Raw genomic sequence first — 23,923 nt, 5'->3', positions numbered from 1 at the left:
ATCCGCAGCACCCGCGCACGGATCGGCCACTGCCGGCTGACGTCGAAGCCGGTCATCACGTCCCGCTCCAGAGCGGCCCGATCGGTGACCTGCGTCCAGTCCAGGCGATCCGCGACCTCTGAGGCCGGGTGGATGCGTTGGAGTGGCAGGCCGTCGACCGCCGGGAAGGTGGTGCGCAACGACTCGTGGCGCACGACGACGTCGGCCAGGGCGGCACGCAACGCCGTCAGGTCGATCGGTCCGGTCAGTCGCAGGACCGCCGGGATGTTGTATGTGGGCGACTCCCAGTCGAACTGGTTGATGAACCACATCCGCTGCTGCGCGAACGACACCGGAACGGCATCCGGCCGCGGCTCGACCGCGACGATCGGCGGCAGACCGCGGGTTCCCGCCGCGGCCGCCGCGACCAGTTCACGAACACTGGGCGCGCCGAACACATCCCGCACGGAGACGTCGACGCCCAGAGCGGCACCCGCGCGGGAGGCCAGACGCATCGCGGACAGCGAGTTGCCACCCATGTCGAAGAAGCTGTCGGTGACACCGATCCGGTCGACGCCGAGTACCTCGGCGAAGACCTCGGCGACCCGGGCCTCCTCGTCGGTGGCCGGTGCGACGTACTCGCCGGAGGTGAATTCGGGCGCGGGCAACGACTTTCGGTCGAGCTTGCCCGCGGTGTTGAGCGGGAACTCGTCGAGCGGCATCCACACGGTGGGCCGCATGTACTCGGGCAGCGGCGTCGCGATGGCCGCCTTGATCGCGTCCAGGTCGACCGTCTCGCCGGGTGCTCCGGACACGTAGGCGACGAGGTGTTCGCCGCCGTCGGGGGCCTGGGCAACGGTCACCGCGGTGTGCACGACGCCGGGCGCCTGCGCGATCGCGGCCTCGATCTCACCGAGCTCGATCCGCTGGCCCCGGAGTTTCACCTGGAAGTCCGTCCGGCCCAGGTACTCGAGCTCGCCGGAAGCATTGCGCCGCACCAGGTCGCCGGTGCGGTACATCCGTGACCCGGGCTCGCCGAACGGATCCGCGAGGAACCGGTCCGCGGTCAGGTCGGGCCGGGCCGCGTAGCCGCGCGCCAACTGGACGCCGCCGACGTACAACTCGCCAGGCACCCCGGACGGCACCTGGTTCAGACGCCCGTCGAGGACGTACGCCGTCGAATTCCACACCGGCACACCGATCGGCACGGTGTCACCGATCTCGTCGAGCTGCTGATACGTGATCTCGACGGCGGCCTCGGTCGGCCCGTACAGGTTGTACAGCACCGCGTCGGGCATGGCCGCGCGGGCCTCGGCGGCCACCGCGGGTGGCAGCGCCTCGCCTGTCGTGGAGAGGATCCGCAGACGATCGAGTCGGGCGAGCCGTTCGGGGCCCGCGAGTTCGAGGAACACCGACAGCATCGACGGCACGAAGTGCACCATCGTCGCGCCGGTGTCCGCGATCAGGTCGGCCAGGTACGGCGGGTCGAGGTGGCCGTCGGGCTCGGCGATGAGCAACCGCGAACCCTGCACGAGCGGACCGAACAACTCCGCGACCGAACAGTCGAAGGTGTAGGGCGTCTTGAGGACCACCATGTCGTCGGCGCCGATCGGCAGTTCGTCCAGACCCCAGCGCAACCGGTTGACGACGGCATCGTGCGGGAGGGTCACGCCCTTCGGCCGGCCCGTCGAACCGGAGGTGAAGATCGTGTACGCGGCATGCTGGGGACGCAGTCGGCCACGGCGCTCGTCGTCGGTGATGGGCGCGACGGCGCCCTCGATCGAGTTCGACGTGTCGACCGCGATCACCTCGACCGTGTCGCCGAGCCCGGCGATCGGCCCCGGGGTCGGAAGTCCGGCGTGCACGAGGGCCACGGTCGCACCCGAGGTCTCGACCATGTACTCGGCGCGATCGACCGGCGCGGCGGTGTCGACGGGCACGTACTGCCCACCGGCGGCCACGATCGCATGGATCGCGACCAGGAGCTCCACCGACCGCGGGATGCACACGGCCACCGCGACATCCGGTCCGACGCCGACAGCGATCAGTCGCCGGGCCAGGGTATTGACCCGCGCGCCGAGTTCGCTGTAGGTGACGCTCCGGTCGCCGAACACGAGCGCTTCGCGATCGGGGTACGCGTCGACACTGGCCGCAAGTGCGGAGGCCAGGTCTTCGGTCGGCAGCGGCCGGACGAGACCCTGCTGCGCTTCGGTGATCAGCGACGCTTCGTCGGCGCCGAGGATCGAGACGTCGCCGATCGCCATGTGCACGTCGTCGGTCAGGGCATCGAGCAGTGTGACGAACCGTGTGGCCAGCGTGTGCACCGTTGACTCGTCGAACAGATCGGCGGCGAACGTGACTGCGCCCTGCCAGTCGCCGGCGGGGGCCGAGTTCACCATGAAGGTCAGATCCACCTGGGCCGGCGGTTCGTCGATCTCGACTCCGGAGAACACCAGGTCGCCGACCGGGAACCCGGCCGAACGTGCCGCGCCGCCCGGGTCGAGGGTCAGCATCACCTGGGCCAGCGGCGCGAACGCCTCGCTGCGCACCGGGTTGACCGCGTCCACCACGGTCTCGAACGGCACGTCGGCGTTCTCGAAGGCACCCAAAGCGGTGGTGCGGGTTCGGGAGACCACATCGACGAAGGACTCACCGAGATCGATCTTCGACCGTAATACCAGAGTGTTGACGAACATGCCGATCAGCGGGTCGAGCTCGGGTCGGCCGCGGCCGGCGACCGGGGTGGCGATGGCGATGTCGTCGGTCGCCGACATCCGTGCGAGCAGCGTCGCCAGCGCGGCGTCGAGCACCATGAACGGCGTCGCGCCGGTCCGGGTGGCGACGTCGCCGATGCGTCGGGCCAGGTGCTCCGGGATGGTGAACTCGGTGACCCCGCCGCGACCGGAGGCGACCCGGGGTCGCGGCCGGTCGTAGGGCAGTTCGAGCAGATCGGGCATCCCCGCGAGGGCCTCGCGCCAGTATCCGAGCTGCTTGCCGATGACGGAGCCGGCGTCGTCGGGTGAACCGAGGACCTCGTGCTGCCAGATCGCGAAGTCGGCGAATTGCACCTCGAGGGGCGCGAATTCGGGCGCGAAGCCCTCGTGCCGTGCACTGTAGGCGGTCACCAGATCGGCAATCAGCGGACGCAGCGACTCACCGTCGGCGGCGATGTGATGGATAACGATTGCGAGGACGTGTTCGTCGGTGCCCACCGGCCACAACCGAACCCGGATGGGCCAGTCGACGGCCAGGTCGAACTCGGTGGTGACCGCGGCCTGGATGTCGGCCATCGACTCGGCGACATCCCAGTCCAGCCGGCCCGCCACCTCCGCCGCGTCGAACACCTCCTGGTACGGCACGCCGTCCACCGCGGGGAACGTGGTGCGCAGCACCTCATGTCGCATCGCGAGGTCGACGAAGGCGGCACGCAGCGCGGCGACGTCCAGGGGTCCGGAGAGTCGCAGCACGTTCGGCAGGTTGTAGGTGGCGCTGTCCGGTTCGAACCGGTTGATGAACCACATCCGCTGCTGCGCGAACGACAGCGGAACACGATCGGGGCGCGGCGCGACGGCGGTGATCGGCGGTAGCGCCGGACTCCGTCCCGCGACCGCCTCGACGAGTTCACGGACCGAGGGCGCGTCGAACACGTCGCGGACGCGGACCTCGGCATCCAGTGCGGCCGAGACACGTGCGGCCAGCCGGGCCGCGTTGAGCGACGTACCGCCGAGGTCGAAGAAGGACTCGGTGACGCTGACCTTCTCGGCGCCGAGGATGTCGGCGAAGACCGCCGCGACCGCTTCCTCCTCCGGTCCGACCGGAGCGACGTACTCGACACCGCCGAGATCCGGTGCGGGCAAACGCTCCCGGTCGACCTTGCCCGCCGCATTGACCGGCATGTCGTCGAGCAGCGTCCACACCGCGGGACGCATGAACGGGAGCAGATGTTCGGCGGCGTGGCCGCGCAGTGCGGTCACCGCGACGTCGGTGTCGGCGGTGACGTAGGCGACGAGACTCTGCGCGCCGGTAGGGGTCTCGAGGACCGTGACGACGACCTCGCGGACACCTGGCGCGGACGCGATCACCGACTCGATCTCGCCGAGTTCGATGCGCTGGCCGCGCAGCTTGACCTGGAAGTCGATGCGCCCGAGGTATTCGATCTGACCGTCGGCACGCCAGCGCACGGTGTCGCCGGTCCGGTACATCCGCGAACCGGCGGGTCCGCTCGGATCGGCGACGAACCGCTCGGCGGTCAGGCCCGAGCGGCCGATGTAGCCGCGGGCGATCTGGATGCCGCCGAGGTAGAGCTCGCCGGGCACGCCGACCGGTACCGGATGCAGTCGCGCGTCGAGGATCTGGGCGGTGCCGTGCGGGGTCGGGACACCGATGGGCACCGTCGAGGGTCCCGAACCCACTTCGGCGATGGTCGAGTAGATGACGGTCTCGGTCGGCCCGTACTGGTTGTGGAGGGCGGCCTGCGGCCAGACCCGGTGCATGGCGTCGGCCAGCGCGGGTGCGAGCGCCTCGCCACCGAGCTGCACGGTCCGCACCGATCGCATCGCCGCGAAATCCTCGTCGGACAGTTCGCCGAGCATCAGCGAGAGCATCGACGGCACCATCATGATCGAGGTGACCCGATGCCGGATCACGTAGTCCCGCAACGCCCACGGGTCACGTTGCTGACCCTGTCCGACGATGACGAGTGTGCCCTGGCTGATGACCGGGCGGAACAGGTCGAGCACCGACGGATCGAAGGTGAAGTCGAGGACGGCCAGGACGACGTCGGCCGAGGTGAATTCGTGGTCGAGATGATCGGCGTACAGCATCGCCATCGCCGCACGGTGAGACACGGTGACGCCCTTGGGTTTACCGGTCGAACCCGAGGTGAAGATGGTGTACATCGCGTGGTCGGGGTGGAGCGGTGCGGTGCGGTCGGCATCGGTGATGGTCGACGTGTCACCGGTCAGGGGCGCCGATGCGTCGACCTCGACGACCCTCACGGCCTCCGGCGCGACACGGTCCGCTGCGTCGCGCGCGTGCGCCGAGACCACAAGCACATCGGCACCGGTGGCGTCCAGGATGTAACGGACCCGTTCCGCGGGCGCGTCGACGCCGATGGGCACGAAATGACCACCGGCGGCGATCACCGCATGCGAGGCGATCACCATCTCGACCGACCGGGGCAGCGAGATCGCGACCGGCACGTCGGGACCGACGCCGAGGCCGATCAACCGGCGCGCAAGCGCATTGGTCCGGTCGGTCAGTTCTTCGTAGTCGACGGTGCGGTCACCGTCGATGACCGCGGTGGAGTGCAGGAACGACGGCTCGACCCTTTCCACCAGGTCGGCGAGGGTTCCCGTCCCGAGTCCCTGTTCGCGAGACGTCGTCGATCCCGACCACTCCTCGATGCGGGATCGTTCGTCGGCATCGAGGAGTTCGATGTCGCCGATCAGGACCTCCGGTGCGGTCACGACCGCGGACAGCACCCGGATCAGTCGATCGGCGGTCGCGCGGACCGTCGACTCGTCGAAGAGATCGGTCGCGTAGGTGACCGAACCCGACCAGGGATCTCCGGCGGGCGCGGTGTGGACACCGAAACCGAGGTCGACCTTGGCGAGGGTGGGGCCCCCGTCGAACGGGGAGACGACCAGTCCGTTCGGCAGTTCTGCGGACCGCCGGCCCGCGCCCTGTTCGACGCTCAACCACACCTGCGTCAGCGGCGCGAATGCCGCACTGCGGACGGGGTCGACCGCTTCGACGACCGATTCGAAGGCGACGTCGGCGTGTGCGAAGGCGGCCAGGTCCGTGTCGCGGATGTCGGCGAGCAGTTCGGTGAAGGTCGCGGAGCCGTCGACCCGCGAACGCAGGACGAGGGTGTTGACGAACATGCCGATGAGCGGCTCGAGCTCGCGCTGGCCGCGTCCGGCGAACGGCGACCCGATGGCGAGATCGTCGCTGCCCGACAGACGAGCGAGTACGACCGCCAGGGCGGCGTGCACGACCATGTACGGGGTGACGCCCCGCTGCGCGGCGAGTTTCGTGATGCCGTCGGCGATCTCGGCGGGGATGGCGAAGTCGGCCTGCGCGCCGCGACCGGTGGCGGTCTGCGGGCGCGGCCGATCCGTCGGCAACTCCAGCACGTCCGGCAGACCAGCGAGCTGCTCGGTCCAGTACGCGAGCTGCCGGCCGACCACCGACGCCGGATCATCCGGCGAACCGAGTACCTCGCGCTGCCACAGCGCGAAGTCGGCGTAGGACACCTCGAGCGGTGCGAAGACCGGCGACTCGCCGGTCGATCGCGCGAGGTAGGCGGTGACCAGATCGGAGACCAGCGGCGCAAAGGACTCACCGTCGGAGGCGATGTGGTGCATCACCACCGCGACCACGTGCTCCCCCGGCGCGGCCTCCCAGATACGGACTCGCACAGGCCATTCGCGCGCCAGCACGAATCCGCTCGACACCGCCGCCTCGATGTCGGCGACCGAGCCGACGTGCCGCACGTCCAGATGCTCGGCGATCTCGGAGACCTCGTGCACCAGCTGGAACGGCGTGCCGTCGGCGTCCGGGAACGTCGTCCGGAGCGTCTCGTGCCGGGACACGACGTCGCCCATCGCGGTGCGCAGCGCCGCGACGTCGAGATCGCCGCTGACCCGCAGGACCACCGGGATGTTGTACATGCCGCTGGCCGGGTCGAGCTTGTTGATGAACCACATCCGCTGCTGCGCATACGACAGCGGAACGATCTCCGGGCGCGGATCGATGCGCCGGACGGGTGGCAGCGCGGACTCACGATCCCGGAGGGTGTCGACGAGCTCACGCACGCTGGGCGCGTCGAAGACGTCGCGCACCGAGACGGCGACGCCGAGTTCGTTGGCGACCCGGGCCGCGATGCGTGTGGCCGACAACGAGCTGCCGCCCAGATCGAAGAACGATTCGGTGACGCCGACCCGATCGAGTCCGAGGAGTTCGGCGAAGAGTTTGGTGACCGTCTCCTCGTCGGCGGACTCGGGCGCCACATACTCGGCGACACCGAAGTCGGGCGCCGGGAGCGAACGCCGGTCCACCTTGCCCGAGCTGTTCAGCGGCATCTGCTCCAGCCGCACCCAGGTACCCGGCCGCATGTACTCCGGCAACCGCGCGGCGATGCTCTTGGCGACCGCATCGAGGTCGACGTCGTCGGGTGACAGGTACCCGACGAGCACCTGGCCGCCGGGGGCGTCGACGACCGAGGCCGCCGAGTGCACCACGCCGGGGGCCGCGGCGATGGCTGCCTCGACCTCGCCGAGCTCGAGTCGCTGACCGCGCAGCTTCACCTGGAAGTCGGTGCGGCCGAGGTACTCGATGGCGCCGCTGCGGTTCCAGCGGACGAGGTCGCCGGTGCGGTAGAGGCGTGAGCCGGGCGCGCCGAAGGGGTCGGCGACGAAACGTTCCGAGGTCAGATCCGGGCGCGCCGCGTAGCCGCGCGCCACCTGGACGCCGCCGAGATACAGCTCTCCCGGGACACCGGCCGGGACCGGCTTCAGCGACGAGTCGAGGATGTAGGTCTGTGTGTGGGGAACGGGCACGCCGATCGGCACGTTGCGATCGCCGGAGACGACCGGCTGGGCGGTGACGTCGACGGCCGCCTCGGTCGGACCGTAGAGGTTGTGGATCTCGAGGTCCGGCAGGGCCGCGAGCGCGGGTTCGGCGACCGCGGCCGTGAGCGCCTCTCCCGAGGTGAACAGCAGCCGGAGTCCGGTGAGCTCGGCCAGCCGGTCACCGAGCACATCGGTGAACGCCGACAGCATCGACGGGACGAAGTGGACGACCGTCACGGACTCGGCGGCGATGAGGTCGGCGACGTGGTCGGGGTCTCCGTGGCGGCCCGGATCGGCGATGACGAGCGTGGCGCCGAGGCCGATGGGCAGCAACAGCTCCCACACCGAGACGTCGAAGGTGATCGGGGTCTTCTGGAGGAACACGTCGTCGGCGGTCAACGAGTACCAGTTCCGCATCCAGCGGAGCCGGCTCGCGACCGCACGGTGCGAGACGGTGACGCCCTTGGGACGGCCGGTCGAGCCGGACGTGAAGATCGTGTACGCGGCGGTCTCACCGAGAACGGGCGAGCGCCGGTCAGCGTCGGTGATCGGGGCTGCGTCGGGTGCCGGACCGGTGCAGTCGACGGTCCGGACCGCGGCCATCTCCTCGTACCGAGCGCGCGCCGCGTCGGCGTCGCCCGCGACCAGGACCAGCCGGGCACCGGACGTCGCGACCATGTAGCGGAGACGTTCGTCGGGTAGCTGCGCGTCGAGCGGCACATAGTGTGCGCCGGCCTCGATGATCGCGTGGACCGCGACCAGGAGTTCGACCGACCGCGCGAGCTCGACGCCCACCGCGACCTCGGGGCCGACGCCCGCTGCGATGAGCTCCCGCGCGAGGCCTGCGACCCGCGCGGTGAACTCGTCTCGGGACACCCGGCGATCACCGAAAACCAGAGCCGGTGTCGACGCGGTTTGTGTCGAGGTGTGCGTCCTGATCAGCTCCGACACGTTCCGTTGATTCTCCTCGTGGTCGCCGGTGCGGGCACCGCCGTGGTCGCCGGTGCGGGCACCGCTTTGTTCTGCGCCGTTCCTCATCGGACATTACCCGTCGCGAACTCGAACAAGGTCTCCGCCGCCGGAGGGTCCGACGCGCCCCGGGACCAGCCGAGGACCTCGTCGAGTTCGGCGCGGGTCATCAGCGGGGCATCGGCCACGAGCGCATCCGGCCGCGAGCTCAGATGGTCGAGAACGGTGACGAACCGTTCGGCCAGCGTCCGCGCGGTCTGGGCGTCGAACAGGTCGGTGGCGTAGACGAGTCTCACCTCCCCGTCGCCGCGACGGTTGGTGCCGACGGTCACCGTGAGGTCGTACTGCGCGGGCACCACCGGGGACTCCACCGGGGCGATCGTGAGCTCGCCCGCCGCCGCGGCGTCACCGTCACCGGGATCGGCTGCGGTCTGGTCGACGACGGTCACCATCACCTGTGCCAGCGGAGCGAACGCCTGCGAGCGCACCGGCTGGACACGCTCGACGATGGCTTCGAAGGGCACGTCTGCGTGGGCGAACGCCTCGAGATCGACCGTGCGCACCTCGTCGAGGAGGTCGGCGAACCGGCCCCGCGGTGCGACCGGCGTCCGCAACACGAGGGTGTTGACGAACATGCCGACCAACGGCTCGAGGGCCTGCTGGCCACGGCCGGCGATCGGGGTGGCGACCGTGATGTCATCGGTCGCCGACAACCGCGACAGCAGTACCGCCAGCGCCGCGTGTACGACCATGAACGGGGTCACGCCACGCTCACGGGCGATGTCGTCCACCCGCATGCTCACCTCGGCGGGCAGCGGCACCGTCTCCATCGCGCCACGGTGTGAGGCGACCGTCGGTCGCGGGCGGTCGGCCGGGAGGCCCAGCACGTCTGGCGCCCCGGCCAGTTGCCGCGCCCAGTAGTCGAGCTGCCGGCCCACCACGGACGTCGGATCGTCCGGCGACCCCAGCGCACTGCGCTGCCACAACGCGTAGTCGGCGAACTGAACGTCCAGCGGTGCGAACTGCGGAGCCGCGCCGGCGGCCCGGGCGCGATACGCGCTCACGATGTCGCCGATCAGCGGCCGCATCGACTCGCCGTCGCCGACGAGGTGGTGCAGCACCGCCAGCAGGACGTGCTCGTTGTCGGCCACCTTCAGCAGGCGCACCCGGAACGGCGGCGCGGCCGCGACGTCGAAGCCGGAACCGGCGGCGGTCACGAGCTCCTCCTCGCCGGAGACGACAGCCCAATCCGGCTCGGCTGCAGGCGAATCCACGGCATGAACCAACTGGAACGGCTTACCGTCGATGGCCGGGAAGGTCGTCCGCAGGACTTCGTGGCGGGCCACGACGTCGCGCACCGCCGCCTCGAGGGCGGAGACGTCCAGGCGCCCGGTCAGGCGCACGCCGACGGAGATGTTGTAGGTCGGGGCTTCCGGTTCCAGCTGATTGATGAACCAGATCCGTTGCTGCGCGAACGACAACGGGACGCGGTCCGGACGTGGCGTCACCGCGGTGACCGGCGGCAGCACGGCGGTCTCGAAGCCGCCGACCGCATCGGCGAGCGCGCGGACGGAACCGGCCTCGAAGACGTCCCGAACCGAGACGGCCACGCCCAGTTGATCGGACAATCGGGCGGCGAGCCGTGCCGCGGAGAGGGAGTCGCCGCCGAGCTCGAAGAAGCTCGATGTCGCCGAGACGAGACCGGCGTCGATGCCGAGGACGGCGGCGACCACGTCGGCGATGGTGCTCTCCGTGCCGGCGGCCGGTGCGATGTACTCGCCGGCGTCCAGAACGGGCTCCGGGAGGGCTCGCTTGTCGAGCTTGCCGACCGGTGTCAGCGGCAGTTCGTCGATCACGGTGAACGACGACGGCACCATGTACGCCGGCAGACGACGACCCGCGAAGGTCTTGAGCTCGGCCACCTCGACCGTGCCGCCGACCGGGACGACATAGGCGGCCAGCGCCGTCGCCACCGATCCGCCGACGCCGAGGACCACGGCCGATTCGACGGCGTCGTGCTCGGCGAGCACGGCCTCGATCTCCCCCAGCTCGATGCGCAGGCCGCGCAGCTTCACCTGGTCGTCGGAACGGCCGGTGTACTCAAGGGTCAGACCGCCGGTTCTCGAGTCAGTTGTCCACCGGACGACGTCACCGGTGCGGTACATCCGTTGCCCGGCTTCGCCGTACGGATTGGCGGTGAACCGCTCGGCGGTGAGCCCGGACCGATCGAGGTAGCCGCGGGAGAGTGCACCCCCGGCCACGTACAGCTCGCCCGGCATGCCGACGGGAACCGGCCGCAACCGGTCGTCGAGGACCATCAGATCCACCCCGCCGATCGGACCACCGAGGCGCACCGGGTCGCCGGGCTGCATCGCCGTCGAAATCGTGATACCGATCGTCGTCTCGGTCGGGCCGTACAGGTTGTGCAGTTCGGTCGCCCCGGCCCACCGGTCGACGATCGGTTGCGGCACCGCTTCGCCGCCGGCCGCGATCACCCGAAGACTCGGCACCGCGGCCGGGTCCATCGTCGAGAGCACCGATGGCGTCAGGAACGTGTGCGTCGCACCGTGTTCGGCGATGAATTGCTCCAGCGCCGCTCCGCCGACCGCCTCCGACGGACGGTAGGCCAGTGTGCCCGAGTTGACGGTGGCCAGCAGGTACTCGAGCACCGACGCGTCGAAGCTGGGTGAGGCGAACCCGAGCACCACCAGGTTGTCGCCGGCATCCAGGCGTTCGGATTCCTGTCGGGCGAAGTTCGCGAGCCCCGAGTGGGTGACCGCCACGCCCTTCGGGCGGCCGGTCGAACCGGACGTGTAGATGACGTAGGCGAGGTTCGCCGCGGTCACGTCCCCCGGGTGTTCGGCCTCGGTGATCGGTCCGGCGGGCACAGCGTCGATCTCGGCAACCACGGAGTCGTCGTCCAGTCGCACCCATTCGAACTCCCGCGCCGGCAGGTCACCGGACGCGACGACCGACAATCCGAGTACCGCACCGGAATCCTCGATCATCGCTGCGACACGCTCGCCCGGATAGTCGGGATCGATGGGCACGTAGGCGCCACCGGTCTTCGCCACGGCCCAGATCGCGGTCAGCAGACGGGCCGACCGGCCGATGGCGAGCGCAACGGCGCGCTCGGGTCCCACGCCGCGACCGATCAGCCAGCGAGCCAGTCGGTCTGAGGCCTCGTCGAGTTCCCGATAGGTCAGTCGTGCTCCCGCACCGTCGACGACGGCCACGTTGTCGGGCGCACGGCGCACCGCGGCCCGGAACATCTCGCACAGGGTCACCGGGTCCGTTGCGGGCCCCCCGGTCACGGGTGTGAGTGCGGCACCGGCCTCTGCCGACAGAAGCGGCAGACGCGCACAGGTGTTCTCGGGGGCCTCGGCGATCGCCTTGAACAACTCGGTCAACACGTCGGCGAAGATCGCGACCTGATCCGGCGTGAACGCGGTCGGCAGGAACTTGATCTTCAGCGCGAGCTCGGTGCCGCGGCGCGACGCGGACAGGTTGAGCGGGTAGTGGGTCGCGTCCGACGTCTCGGCGCCGACCAGTTGCAGCCCGCCGGCCGACGACGCGTCGATGCCGGCGACCGAGTCGACGTTCACCGGGTACGACTCGTAGACCGCGAGCGTGTCGAACAATGTGGGCAGCCCGGTCTGTGCGACCAGAACGGGCAGTCCGAGCTGCTGGTGGTCGAGGACCTTGACCTTGTCGTTCTGCATCGCGGTCAGCGCGTCGACCACCGTGGCGTCGGGATCGACGTCGACGACGGCCGGGATCGTGTTGATGAACATGCCGACCATCGACTCCATGCCCTCGATGTCGGGCGAGCGGCCGGAGACCGTCTCCGCGAAGGACACCGTGCGGTTACCCGTGAGACGCGACAGGAAGACCGCCCAGGCGAACTGGACGACGGTCGACATCGTGGTCGAGTTGTCCCGGGCCAGTGCCTCGAGACGTTCGGTCACGTCGACGTCGACGGTGAACTCGAAGTCGCGGGGCGGAGCATCCGCGGAGGGCTCGTGACCCGGTGCGACCAGCGTCGGCTCGGTGACGGGCGCGAGCACCTCGCGCCAGGCGGCGAGGCCGGCGGCGGTGTCGGTCGTGGCGAGCGCACGCGCATGGTCGGCGAAGTCGCGCTGCGACGCTCCGGGCAGCGACCCGGTGAAGGTCTCCCCCGTCGCATACAGCGAGAGGAGATCGGCGAGGACGAGCGGGCTCGACCAGCCGTCGATCAGCAGGTGGTGGTTGGTGATGACCACCTCGGCACCGTCAGCGTGCTCGATCAGCACCGTGCGGATGAGCGGCGGCTGCGCCATGTCGAACGGTTTCGCCCGCTCCTCGGCGATGACGGCCTCGACCCGGCCCTGACGCGTTGCGGGGTCGTCGGCTCTCAGGTCGACGACCCGCCATGGCACGTTCACCTCGGCCGGCACCACGGTGAGCGCTGCCCCGGTCGACAGCCGCACGAAGCCCGAGCGCAGAACCCGCTGACGGTCGAGAAGCTGTCCCAGCGCCGTCCGCAACCGGTCGGCGTCGATGTCGCCGGTCAGCGACAGGACGGTCTGCGTCACGTAGACATCGATGCCCGCGTGGTCGACGCCCGCGTTGCTCGCGAGGTCGGCCTGGAAGAAGAGGCCCTGCTGCAGCGGGGTCAGCGGCCAGACGTCGACTCCGGGGTACAGCTCGGCGAGACGGTCGAGATCGTCCTGCGTGACCTCGACACCGGGCACATCGGCGCGGCTGAGGCCTACGTCCGCCCCCGTGGCGACGAGTTCTGCGACGGCGCGCAGTTCCCGATGCCAACGCTCGGCGATGTCGGCCGCCGCGGCCTCGTCGAGGACGCCGCCGGCGTAGGTGACCGTCGCTTCCAGCCGCTTCTGCTCGCGGCCGGCCGTGCTGATGTTGATCCCGAAGACACTCGGCGATCGCATCGCGCCCGACACCGTGGGGGGGAGGTGCGGGCCGTCGGACGCCGGCAGGAACTCGTCCGGCGTCGTGTCCGTGGTCGGGGCGGTTCCGCCGCCGAAGAAGTTGTACAGGATCGACGGGAGCGGGCGACGCGCGAGTTCGCCGTCGGAGCTGTAGCGGAGGATGCCGAAGCCGACCCCGCCACCCGGACGGGACACCCGCATGTCCTTCGCTGACTTGATCGCACGGACGATGTCGCTCGACGGGTCGACGGCCAGCGGGGTGATGCTGGTGAACCAGCCGGCCGTCCGGGACAGATCGATGGCGCCCTCGTCGCCGGCGATGCTCTCGTCTCGGCCGTGGCCCTCGGTCGACACCGCGACCGGTCCGTCGTCGGCGATTCCGTTGTCCAGCTGCCACGTGCGCACGGCTCGTGCGAGCGCGCCGAGCAGGACGTCATCGACGCTGCTTCCGAACGCCTGGGGAACCGCGGTCAGGATCGGTCCTGCGACGTCATCGACCACGTAGGTCAGCGAGGACTCGTCACCCCACCGGTGGACGGAACGTTCGGCGGCGTCGCCGAACGATGTCGGTCGCGGGGGTAGCTGCTCGAGCCAGTAGTCGGCCTCGCCCTCACGAGCGTCCACCTGGTCGGCGAGGAGATGCGCGATCCGGCGTGCGGACGTGCCCTCCGGGCGGAGTTCGATGGGCCGGCCGGAGGTCTGCTGCGCCCACGCGGTGACGAGGTCCTCGACGAGGATCGGCCACGAAACGGCGTCCACGCCGAGGTGATGGATGGCGATGACGAGCCGACGCCAGCCGTCGCCGGTGACGACCGCGGTACCGAACAGCGAGCCGGTGGCCGGATCGAGCGCGTCCAGCAGCACGCGGTGCGCGCCGAGCAGGGCCTCGGCCATCGGTCCGGTGGCGTCGATCTCACGTACGGCAGGAACGGTTCCCGCGCCGGCGGTCAGATTCCACTCGTCGCTGTCCCGGGTGAGGACAGCAGTCAGCATCGGATGCGCGGCCGCGACGGCCTCGACGACCGCCTGCAGGTCGGTGACCTCGGCGTCCCTCGGGAAACCGAAGACGAGCGGCTGCGAGAAGTCCGCGAAATCGGCGGGCTGCTCGGAGTGTTCGATCATCCAGGAGACGACCGGCGGGAGTGGCATCTCACCGGCTCCACCGCCCGGCAACTCCTCGATCAGCTCGACCGGACCGCCCGAGGCCGCTGCGGCAGCCGCCATCGCGCGAATCGTCTTCAGCTCGAAGATCTCTCGGGGCGACAGGTGGATACCGGCCGCCTTGGCCGCCGACGACAGCTGGATCGACATGATCGAGTCACCGCCGAGGGCGAAGAACGACTCGGTGACGCTGATCCGCTCGTCGCCCAGCAGGCCGCCGACGATCCGCGCGAGGTTCTCTTCGACGGGGTTCGCCGGTGCGACGTACTCGGCCGGTTCCGGGGCATGCGGTTCGGGCAGCGCGGTGCGGTCGAGCTTGCCCGCCGGGGTCAACGGGATCTCGTCGATGGCGATCGCCTGGCTGGGCACCATGTGCGCCGCCAGGTGCTGGGCCGCCTCGTCGAGGACCGCGGTGCTGTCGATGGTCGCGCCGGGTTTCGCGACCAGGTAGGCCACGACCTCGGTGTGCTTGCGTCCGCCCCGGGTCGACTCGACGCCGACCACGACCGACTGCGCGACACCCGGCTGGGCGTCGAGCACGGCTTCGATCTCGCCGAGTTCCACACGCTGCCCGTTGATCTTGACCTGATGGTCGGCGCGGCCGGCGAATTCGAGATTGCCGCCCTTGGCCACCCGCACGAGGTCGCCGGTCGCGTACATCCGCGCGCCCGGCTCACCGAACGGATCGGCGACGAAGCTGGTCGCGGTCTGGCCGGGACGACCGAGGTAGCCGCGTGCCAGGCCCGCGGTGGACAGATACAGTTCGCCCACCACACCCTGCGGCACCTCGTGCAACCGTCCGTCGAGGACGCGAACGGTGAAGCCGTCGACCGGCTTTCCGATCGTCACCGGCTTACCGGCGGTGAGCCGCGACCGGGTGGCCCACACCGTCGCCTCGGTGGGTCCGTAGCAGTTGAAGATGCGGCGGCCGCGCTCCGACCAGCGTTCGACGAGTTCGGGAGGACATGCCTCCCCACCGGTCGCCAGGTTCCGCACGTACTGGGCGCGTTCCGGATCGACCGTCGCCAGCACCGACGGGGTGATGATCATGTCGGTGACCTCGTCGCGTTCCAGCACCGTGGCCAGCGCATCACCGGCGAAGTCGGTCTGCGGTGCGATCACGAGGGTGTGTCCGGCCGGGATGGCCCAGGCCATCTCGAACATCGAGGCATCGAAACTCGGCGATGCGACATGCAGGATCCGGGTGTCGGGCTCGTCCTCCGGCGTGCCGGTGGTGATCTTGGCGAGCGAGTTGACGAAGTCGACGATGCCGGTGTGCGAGACACCGACGGCCTTCGGACGGCCGGTCGAACCGGACGTGTAGATCAGGTACGCCAGATTGGTCAGCCGCACCGATCCATTGCGCTCGTCATCTGTGATGTCGTCACCGGATTCGGCTTCGGCCTCGAGATCGGCGAGTTCGACCCATTCACAGACGCTTTCGCCGAGGCGGGCACGCGTGCCGGCGTCGGTGATGCCGACGGTGGCGCCCGAGTCGTCGAGCATGTAGGCGATGCGGTCGGCCGGGTATGCCGGGTCGACGGGTACATAGGCCGCGCCGCTCTTGATGACGCCCCACGTCGCGAGGACCGAGCCGATGGACCGCTCCATGCCGACGGCGACCACGTCTTCGGGCGAGACCCCGCGGGCGAGCAACGCCCGCGCGATCGCGTTTGTCCGCGTCTCGAACTCGTCGTAGTCGATCTCGGTGCCGTCGCAGATGAGCGCCGGGTGGTCGGGTTCGAGGTCGCGCTGGGCGAGGACGTCGATGAGCGTTCCGGTCTCCACCTCGCCGCCACGGCCGACCATCGCGCCGGGTGTGCGAACCGCGACGGTTGCCGCTGGGGCCTCTACGCTTTCGCTACCCACGATGTCGATGTCGCCGACCGCGATGTCCTGGTTCTCGATGACCGCCGTCAACACGCGCCGATAGACCGTGGCGAATCGTTCCACGGTGGGTTCGTCGAAGAGATCGGTGGCGTAGATGAAGTCCGCAGCCATCGGCGCCCCGGCGCTGCGTGCGCGGATGGCGACCGTCAGGTCGAACTTGGCATCGGTGGTTGCCGGGCCGACCGGCTCGGCCTCGATACCGGCGGCCTCGAGTCCGGCCGTCTCCTCTTCCGCGGCTTCGGTGTAGGTGAACGCGATCTGCGCCAGCGGCTGGTACGACGACGACCGTTCGGGTGCCAGTGTCTCGATCAGATCGTCGAACTGGACCTGATCGTTGGCGAAGGCATCGAGCACCGTGGTGCGAACGCTGCCGAGCAGGTCACCGACACTGAGCCCGGGGTCGATCTCTGAACGCAGGAGCAGGGTGTTGACGAACATGCCGATGAGGTTCTCGAGTGCGGCATCGTTGCGGCCCGCGATCGGGGTCGCGATGACGACGTCGGTGGTCGAGGCGAGTCGGGCGACGGTCGCTGCGAAGGCCGCCTCGGTGACCATGAAGGCCGTCATGGTGTTGCTGCGCGCCAGCGCGTCGACGCCGGCCGCGATGGTGTCGTCGAACTCGACCGTGACCGTCGCACCCGCGGTGCTGAGCACAGCGGGACGTGGGCGATCCATCGGCAGGTCGGTCACCGTGGGCAGTCCGGCCAGAGTGCGGTGCCAATGCGCGAGCTGCCCACCGAGGACGCTCGACTCGTTCGCGGCGTCACCAAGGACCGTCTGCTGCCAGAGAGCGTAGTCGGCGTACTGCACGTCGAGGACCGGCAGGCCGGCGTCGTTGCCGTCTGCCCGCGCCGCGTAGGCGGCCATCAGATCGCGGGCGAGGACCGGGATGGACTGGCCGTCCATCGCGATGTGATGGGCCGTGATCGCGATGTGCAGACCGACCTCGTCGCGGTGGAACCGCCCGCGGATCGGCAACTGCGAGCTGACGTCGAATCCCTCTGTGGTCGAACGGATCAGGGAGTCGATGGAGTCTGCTTCGTGCCAGTCGAGCCGCTCCCGGGCCGCTGCGTCCGGCAGGACTTCCTGCACCGGGGCGGCACCGACAGACGGATAGACGGTGCGCAGTACCTCATGGCGTGCGACGACGTCGCAGACCGAGTCGTACAGCAGGGTGTCGTCGACGTCGCCGGACAACGTGAGGGCCACGGGGATGTTGTACGCACCGGAGCCGGTGTCGAACTGGTTGAGGAACCACATCCGACGCTGGGCACGCGAGAGGGGCAGTTGCGCGGGCCGCGGCTCCACGCGGGTCACCGGCGGCAGAGCAGGACGGCGATCAGCCACCGCGGCAACGAGTTCACGCACCGACGGCGCATCGAACACATCACGGATACCGACCTGCACACCCAACGCATCCGACACCCGCGCCACCAAACGCATCGCCGACAACGAGTTACCACCCAAATCGAAGAACGACTCGGTCACCGAAACACGCTCAGCATCAAGCAACGTCGCAAACACCGCCGCAACCCGCTCCTCAGCATCCGAAGCCGGAGCCACATACTCGACAGCCTCGAACACCGGCGCAGGCAACGCCCGACGATCCACCTTGCCCGACGAGGTCAACGGCATCACATCCAACCGCACCCACACCGACGGACACATATACCCCGGCAACACCGCAGCCACCGACCCGGCAACCACATCCACATCCACATCAGCCGGCGCCACATACCCCACCAACTGCTGCCCACCAGCAGACTCGGCGACCACCGCCGCCGCATGCACCACACCCGGCGCCGCCGCCACCGCAGCCTCAACCTCACCAAGTTCGAGCCGCTGACCACGCAACTTCACCTGGAAATCGGTACGCCCCAAATACTCCAACTCACCCGAAGCATTCCACCGCACCAAATCCCCGGTCCGATACAACCGCTCCCCCGGCCCACCGAACGGATCAGCAACAAAACGCTCCGCAGTCAGATCAGGCCGCGCCGCATACCCCCGCGCCACCTGCACACCACCGAGATACAACTCACCCGGCACCCCCACCGGAACCCGCGCCAACCGCGAATCCAACACCCGCGTCACCGTATTGGGCACCGGCGAACCAATCGGCACCACCACATCACCGGCCTGCACCGAATACGCCGTCACATCCACCGCAGCCTCGGTCGGCCCATACAAATTATGCAGACCAACACCCGGCAACCGCGACAACAACCCATCAGCCACCGACGGCGCCAACGCCTCACCCGAAGCAAACACATGCCGAAGCGACGTCAACTCGCCCAACCGATCACCCAGGACATCAACAAACGCCGACAACATCGACGGCACAAAATGCACCACCGACACCGAACGATCGACGATCACCTCGCGCAGATACTCCGGATCACCATGACGCCCCGGCTCCGCAATCACCAACGGAACACCAGACACCAACGGCCAGAACAACTCCCACACCGACACATCGAAAGTCACCGGCGTCTTCTGCAGGACCCGATCCGACTCCGACACCGGATACCACGCATCCATCCACGCCAACCGATTCACCACCGACCGATGCGACACCGTCACACCCTTCGGCCGCCCCGTCGACCCCGACGTGAACAACGTGTACAACGCATCATCAACACCCAACGGCGCACGACGATCCGCATTCGACACCGGCCCCACACCGGCATCGAACGAACCCGACGCATCCACCTCACGCACCGACACACCCTCGACCTGCGCCACCGCAGACGGCACCGGCAACCCGCCGGCCACCAACACCACCGACGCACCCGACGTCGCCAACATGTACCCCACACGATCCGCAGGCGCCTCCGGATCCACCGGCACATACTGCCCACCAGCAGCAACCACCGCATGAACCGCCACCAACAACTCCACCGACCGCGGAATCACCACACCCACAGCAACATCGGGCCCCACACCCACCGAAATCAACTCACGCGCCAACCCCCACACCCGAGCACCGAACTCACCAAAAGAGACAGACCGATCCCCAAACACCAACGCATCACGACCCGCATACGCCGCCACCGCACGCGACAACCCATCAGCCAACGACCCCACACCAGCAAACGCCGCCGAATCCACCACCGACGAACCGGACTCCAACGCCCGAACCGACCGATCCTCAGCAGCCGACAACAACGCAACATCGCCGACCGCCGACCCCGGAGCAGCCGTCAACCCATCCAGCACAGACACCAAACGCGACGCAAAAACATCCACCGTCGACCCATCGAACAGATCGGCGGCCGCAACGACCGAACCCGTCCAGGTACCGGTTCCGCCGATCTCGATGTTCACGGTGAGATCGCGTTGAGCCGGCACCTCGTCGGTGACCACCGGCGCGAACTCGAGGTTGCCGAGTTCGATCGACTGCGGCACTCCGGCGGTCTTCGGAGCCGCGACGAGCATGACTTGGGCGAGCGATGCGAACGCCTCGCTACGCACGGGGTTGACCGCGTCGACGACCGCCTCGAACGGCACATCCGCATTCGCGAACGCATCGACGTCGACGGTGTGGACGCGATCGAGCAACTGGGTGAACGAGCTCGCTGCATCGACGTCGGTGCGCAGGACGAGAGTGTTGACGAACATGCCGATGAGCGGGTCGAGCGCCTCGTGTCCACGCCCCGCGATGGGGGTTCCGACGGCGATGTCATCGGTACCGCTCAAACGGGACAGCGTCACCGCGAGCGCGGCATGCAGCACCATGAACGGAGTCACCCCGTGGGTGTCGGCGACGTGTTGCACTCGCTCGGTGACCGTCGACGGAATCTCGAAGGCCGTTCGCACACCACGCCCCGATGCCACCGCCGGCCTCGGTCGATCGGCGGGCAGCTCAAGGACATCCGGCAGTCCCGCCAGTTGGCCGGTCCAGTAGGCGAGCTGTCGGCCGACCACCGACGACGGATCGTCTGGGGAGCCGAGGACCTCACGCTGCCACAGTGCGAAATCGGCGTACTGCACCTCGAGCGGCGCGAAGACCGGCGACTCACCGGTCGAACGTGCGAGATACGCGGTCACCAGATCGGAGACCAGTGGTGCGAACGACTCGCCGTCGGAGGCGATGTGGTGCATGACCACCGCGACCACGTGCTCCCCCGGCGCAGCCTCCCAGACACGCACTCGGACAGGCCATTCCCGCTCCAGCACGAACCCGTCTGACACCGCCGCCTCGATATCGGCCACCGAGCCGACGTGTCGCCAGTCCAGGCGCTCAAGGATCTCCGACGTGTCGTGGACGAGCTGGAACGGCTCACCATCAGCGCTCGGGAACGTCGTCCGGAGCGTTTCGTGACGGGCAACGACGTCGCCGACCGCCGCATGCAGCGCATCCACATCGAGAGCACCTGAGACACGCAGCAGTGCAGGGATGTTGTACATACCGCTGGTCGGGTCGAGCTGGTTGATGAACCACATCCGCTGCTGCGCATACGACAACGGAATACGATCCGGCCTCGGCTCCACTCTGACGACCTGCGCTAGAGCAGGAGCAGCGTCGACGGTCGCGGTGACGAGGTCGCGGACACTCGACGTATCGAAGACGTCGCGCACCGAGACCTCGACACCGAGAGCAGCCGACACACGAGCGGCAAGACGCGCCGCCGACAGCGAGTTCCCACCGAGATCGAAGAACGACTCGGTCACACCCACCCGATCAAGGCCCAACAGATCGGCGTAGACCGCGGCCACTGCCTCCTCGGCCGGGGACGCCGGAGCCACATACTCCGCCTCAGCGAACTCCGGTTCAGGCAACGCTTTACGATCCAGTTTTCCGTTGTGGTTCAACGGCAACCGCTCCACCGCAACCACCGCATCAGGAACCATGTAACCGGGCACATGCTCGGTTACAGCCGCCCGCACCGCCGCCGCATCCACGACCTCGCCAGCACCCACCACCAGATAACCGACCAGCTGGTCACCACGCACCGCATCGGTGATCACCCGCGCCGCGGCCGCCGACGCCGCCGGCATCGCCCCCAGCAACGCCGCCTCGATCTCACCGAACTCGATACGGAAACCACGCAACTGCACCTGCGCATCGCCGCGACCCAGGTACTCAATGTCGTCACCGACCCGCCGTGCACGGTCACCGGTCCGATACATCCGCGACCCATCCGCAGCAAACGGATCAGCCACGAACCGGGTCGCCGACAACCCCGGACGCTTCAAGTAGCCAGCGGCCAACTGTCCGCCGGTCACATACATCTCTCCCGGCACGCCCTCAGGCACCGGATGCAACCGGTCATCGAGGATGTGAATCCCCAACGATGCCAACGGACGACCGATCAACGACGCATCCGTACCAGCCACCAGATCCCGATCCAACGCCCGGAAACTCACATGCACCGTGGTCTCGGTAATGCCGTACATGTTCACCAACCGCGCCGATTCCGACGGATTCTCGTCGAACCAACGACGCACCTGGTCGAAACTCAGTGCCTCACCACCGAAGACCACATACCTCAACGACAGGTCACGATCGACATCCCGACGGGCATCGATCAGCTGATAGAACGCCGACGGCGTCTGACTCAACACCGTCACCCGCTCAGCAGCCAACAAATCCACGAATGCCCGCGGATCCCGCGCCAGCTCCCGATCCACGATCAGCAACCGCGCACCGGTCAGCAACGGCCCCCACATCTCCCACACCGAGAAGTCGAACGCATACGAGTGGAACATCGTCCACACATCCGACTTGGAGAACTCGAAATCGGTTGCAGCGGTGTCCATCAACGTCACCACATCACGATGAGTGATCTCCACCCCCTTCGGCCGACCCGTCGACCCCGACGTGTAAATCACATACGCCCGCGCATCCGCCAACACCTGAACCGGCGCCCACGCAACCGAAACCACTTCGGCAGCAAGTATTCCCAAGTCAACAACCTGCGCTGAAGCAGACAGATTCTGCCACAAGGGATGCTGAGACGACGACTCATCAGCGATGACCACCGACACCTCGGCATCAGCGACGATGAACGACAACCGGTCTACCGGATTACTCAGATCCAAAGGCAGGTAGCCCGCACCAGCCTTCAACACACCCAGGATCGACGCCATCAGATCCACCGAGCGCGCAGTAGCGACACCCACAAGATCACCGGCAGACACACCACGAGCCCTCAACCCAGCAGCCACCGCGTCCGAGCGAGCATCGAGCTCCGCATAGGACAACGACCGACCCGACGCCGACACCGCAACCCGATCACCATGCACGGCAACCGCATCGGTGAACAGATCCACCAACGTGCGTCCCGCATTCGCCGTCTGCGTCACCGGAACAGGCAACTGCGCCAACGCAGCACGCTCACCCGCCGACAACAGATCCACATCCCCGACCGCCATCGACGGATCCGCCGACAACACATCGAGCACCCGCACGAACCGATCCGCCATTCGCCGCACCGACGACGCGTCGAACAGATCGGTCGCCGCCACGACCGAAGCCGACCAGGCACCGTTCGCACCGAACTCGACATACACCGTCAGATCACGCTGCGCCGGCACCTCGTCAGTGACCACCGGCGCGAACTTCAGATCGCCGAGTTCGGTCGCCTGCGGAACGTCACCGGCCTTCGGTGACGCCACCAGCATCACCTGAGCCAACGGCGCAAAAGCCTCCGACCGCACCGGGTTGACCGCATCAACCACAGCCTCGAACGGCACATCCGCATTCGCAAACGCATTCACATCAACGGTATGAACATGGTCGAGCAACTCGACGAAGGAACGCCCCCATCCACCTCGGTACGCAGCACAAGAGTGTTGACGAACATACCGATCAACGGATCGAGCCCCTGCTGACCGCGCCCCGCAATTGGGGTACCGATGGCGATGTCATCGGTACCGCTCAACCTCGACAACGTGACCGCGAGAGCTGCATGCAGCACCATGAACGGAGTGACCCCGTTGGCATCAGCAAGCTTTCGAACGCGCTCGGATACCCCGGACGGAACCTCGAAAGCTGTTCGCACACCACGCCCGGACGCCACCTGCGGCCGCGGCCGATCCGTCGGCAACTCCAACACATCCGGCAAACCCGCCAGTTGGCCGGTCCAATACCCGAGCTGACGACCGACCACTGCCGACGGATCGTCCGGCGAACCCAACACCTCACGCTGCCACAGGGCGAAGTCGGCATACTGCACATCCAACGGCGCAAACGTCGGCGACCCACCACTCGACCGCGCAAGATAGGCCGAAACCAAATCCGACACCAGCGGCCCCAACGATTCACCGTCAGAAGCGATGTGATGCATCACCACCGCGACCACGTGCTCCCCCGGTTCAGATTCCCAGACACGAGCCCGCACCGGCCAATCACGATCCAGCGAGAACCCGCTAGCGACCGCAGACTCGACATCTGCAACCGACTCCACCTGC

Annotated in this window: 3 protein-coding genes (2 of these 3 running past the window's edge); all 3 read right to left on the bottom strand. The window is 68.3% G+C overall.

The features are described from left to right. Tightly spaced (each overlapping or abutting the next), the 3 genes in view from BLU62_RS30165 to BLU62_RS30125 form a layout consistent with a single transcriptional unit that may run on beyond the window. Nucleotides 1-8,591, bottom strand: partial view of a non-ribosomal peptide synthetase gene (locus tag BLU62_RS30165; protein WP_074854108.1) — the 5' portion only. Its footprint begins 3,628 nt before the window's first position; the window shows 8,591 of its 12,219 coding nt (coding positions 1-8,591); the start codon lies at nt 8,589-8,591; the stop codon falls past the left edge of the window. Beyond that, complete coding sequence (locus BLU62_RS32005; protein WP_159441590.1) at nt 8,588-23,230, bottom strand: non-ribosomal peptide synthetase; 14,643 nt, start codon at nt 23,228-23,230, stop codon at nt 8,588-8,590. The genes BLU62_RS30165 and BLU62_RS32005 overlap by 4 nt, the downstream gene beginning before the upstream one ends. Next, nucleotides 23,227-23,923 carry the end of a non-ribosomal peptide synthetase gene (locus tag BLU62_RS30125; RefSeq protein WP_280141574.1) on the bottom strand. It continues 8,792 nt past the right edge of the window, so 697 of the gene's 9,489 nt are visible here — the last part of the coding sequence; its start codon lies off the right edge, out of view; its stop codon occupies nt 23,227-23,229. Before BLU62_RS30125 ends, BLU62_RS32005 begins: the two co-directional genes overlap by 4 nt.

It is taken from the genome of Gordonia westfalica, assembly GCF_900105725.1.
GTDB lineage: Bacteria > Actinomycetota > Actinomycetes > Mycobacteriales > Mycobacteriaceae > Gordonia > Gordonia westfalica.
This window is presented reverse-complemented; position numbering and strand designations above follow the sequence as displayed.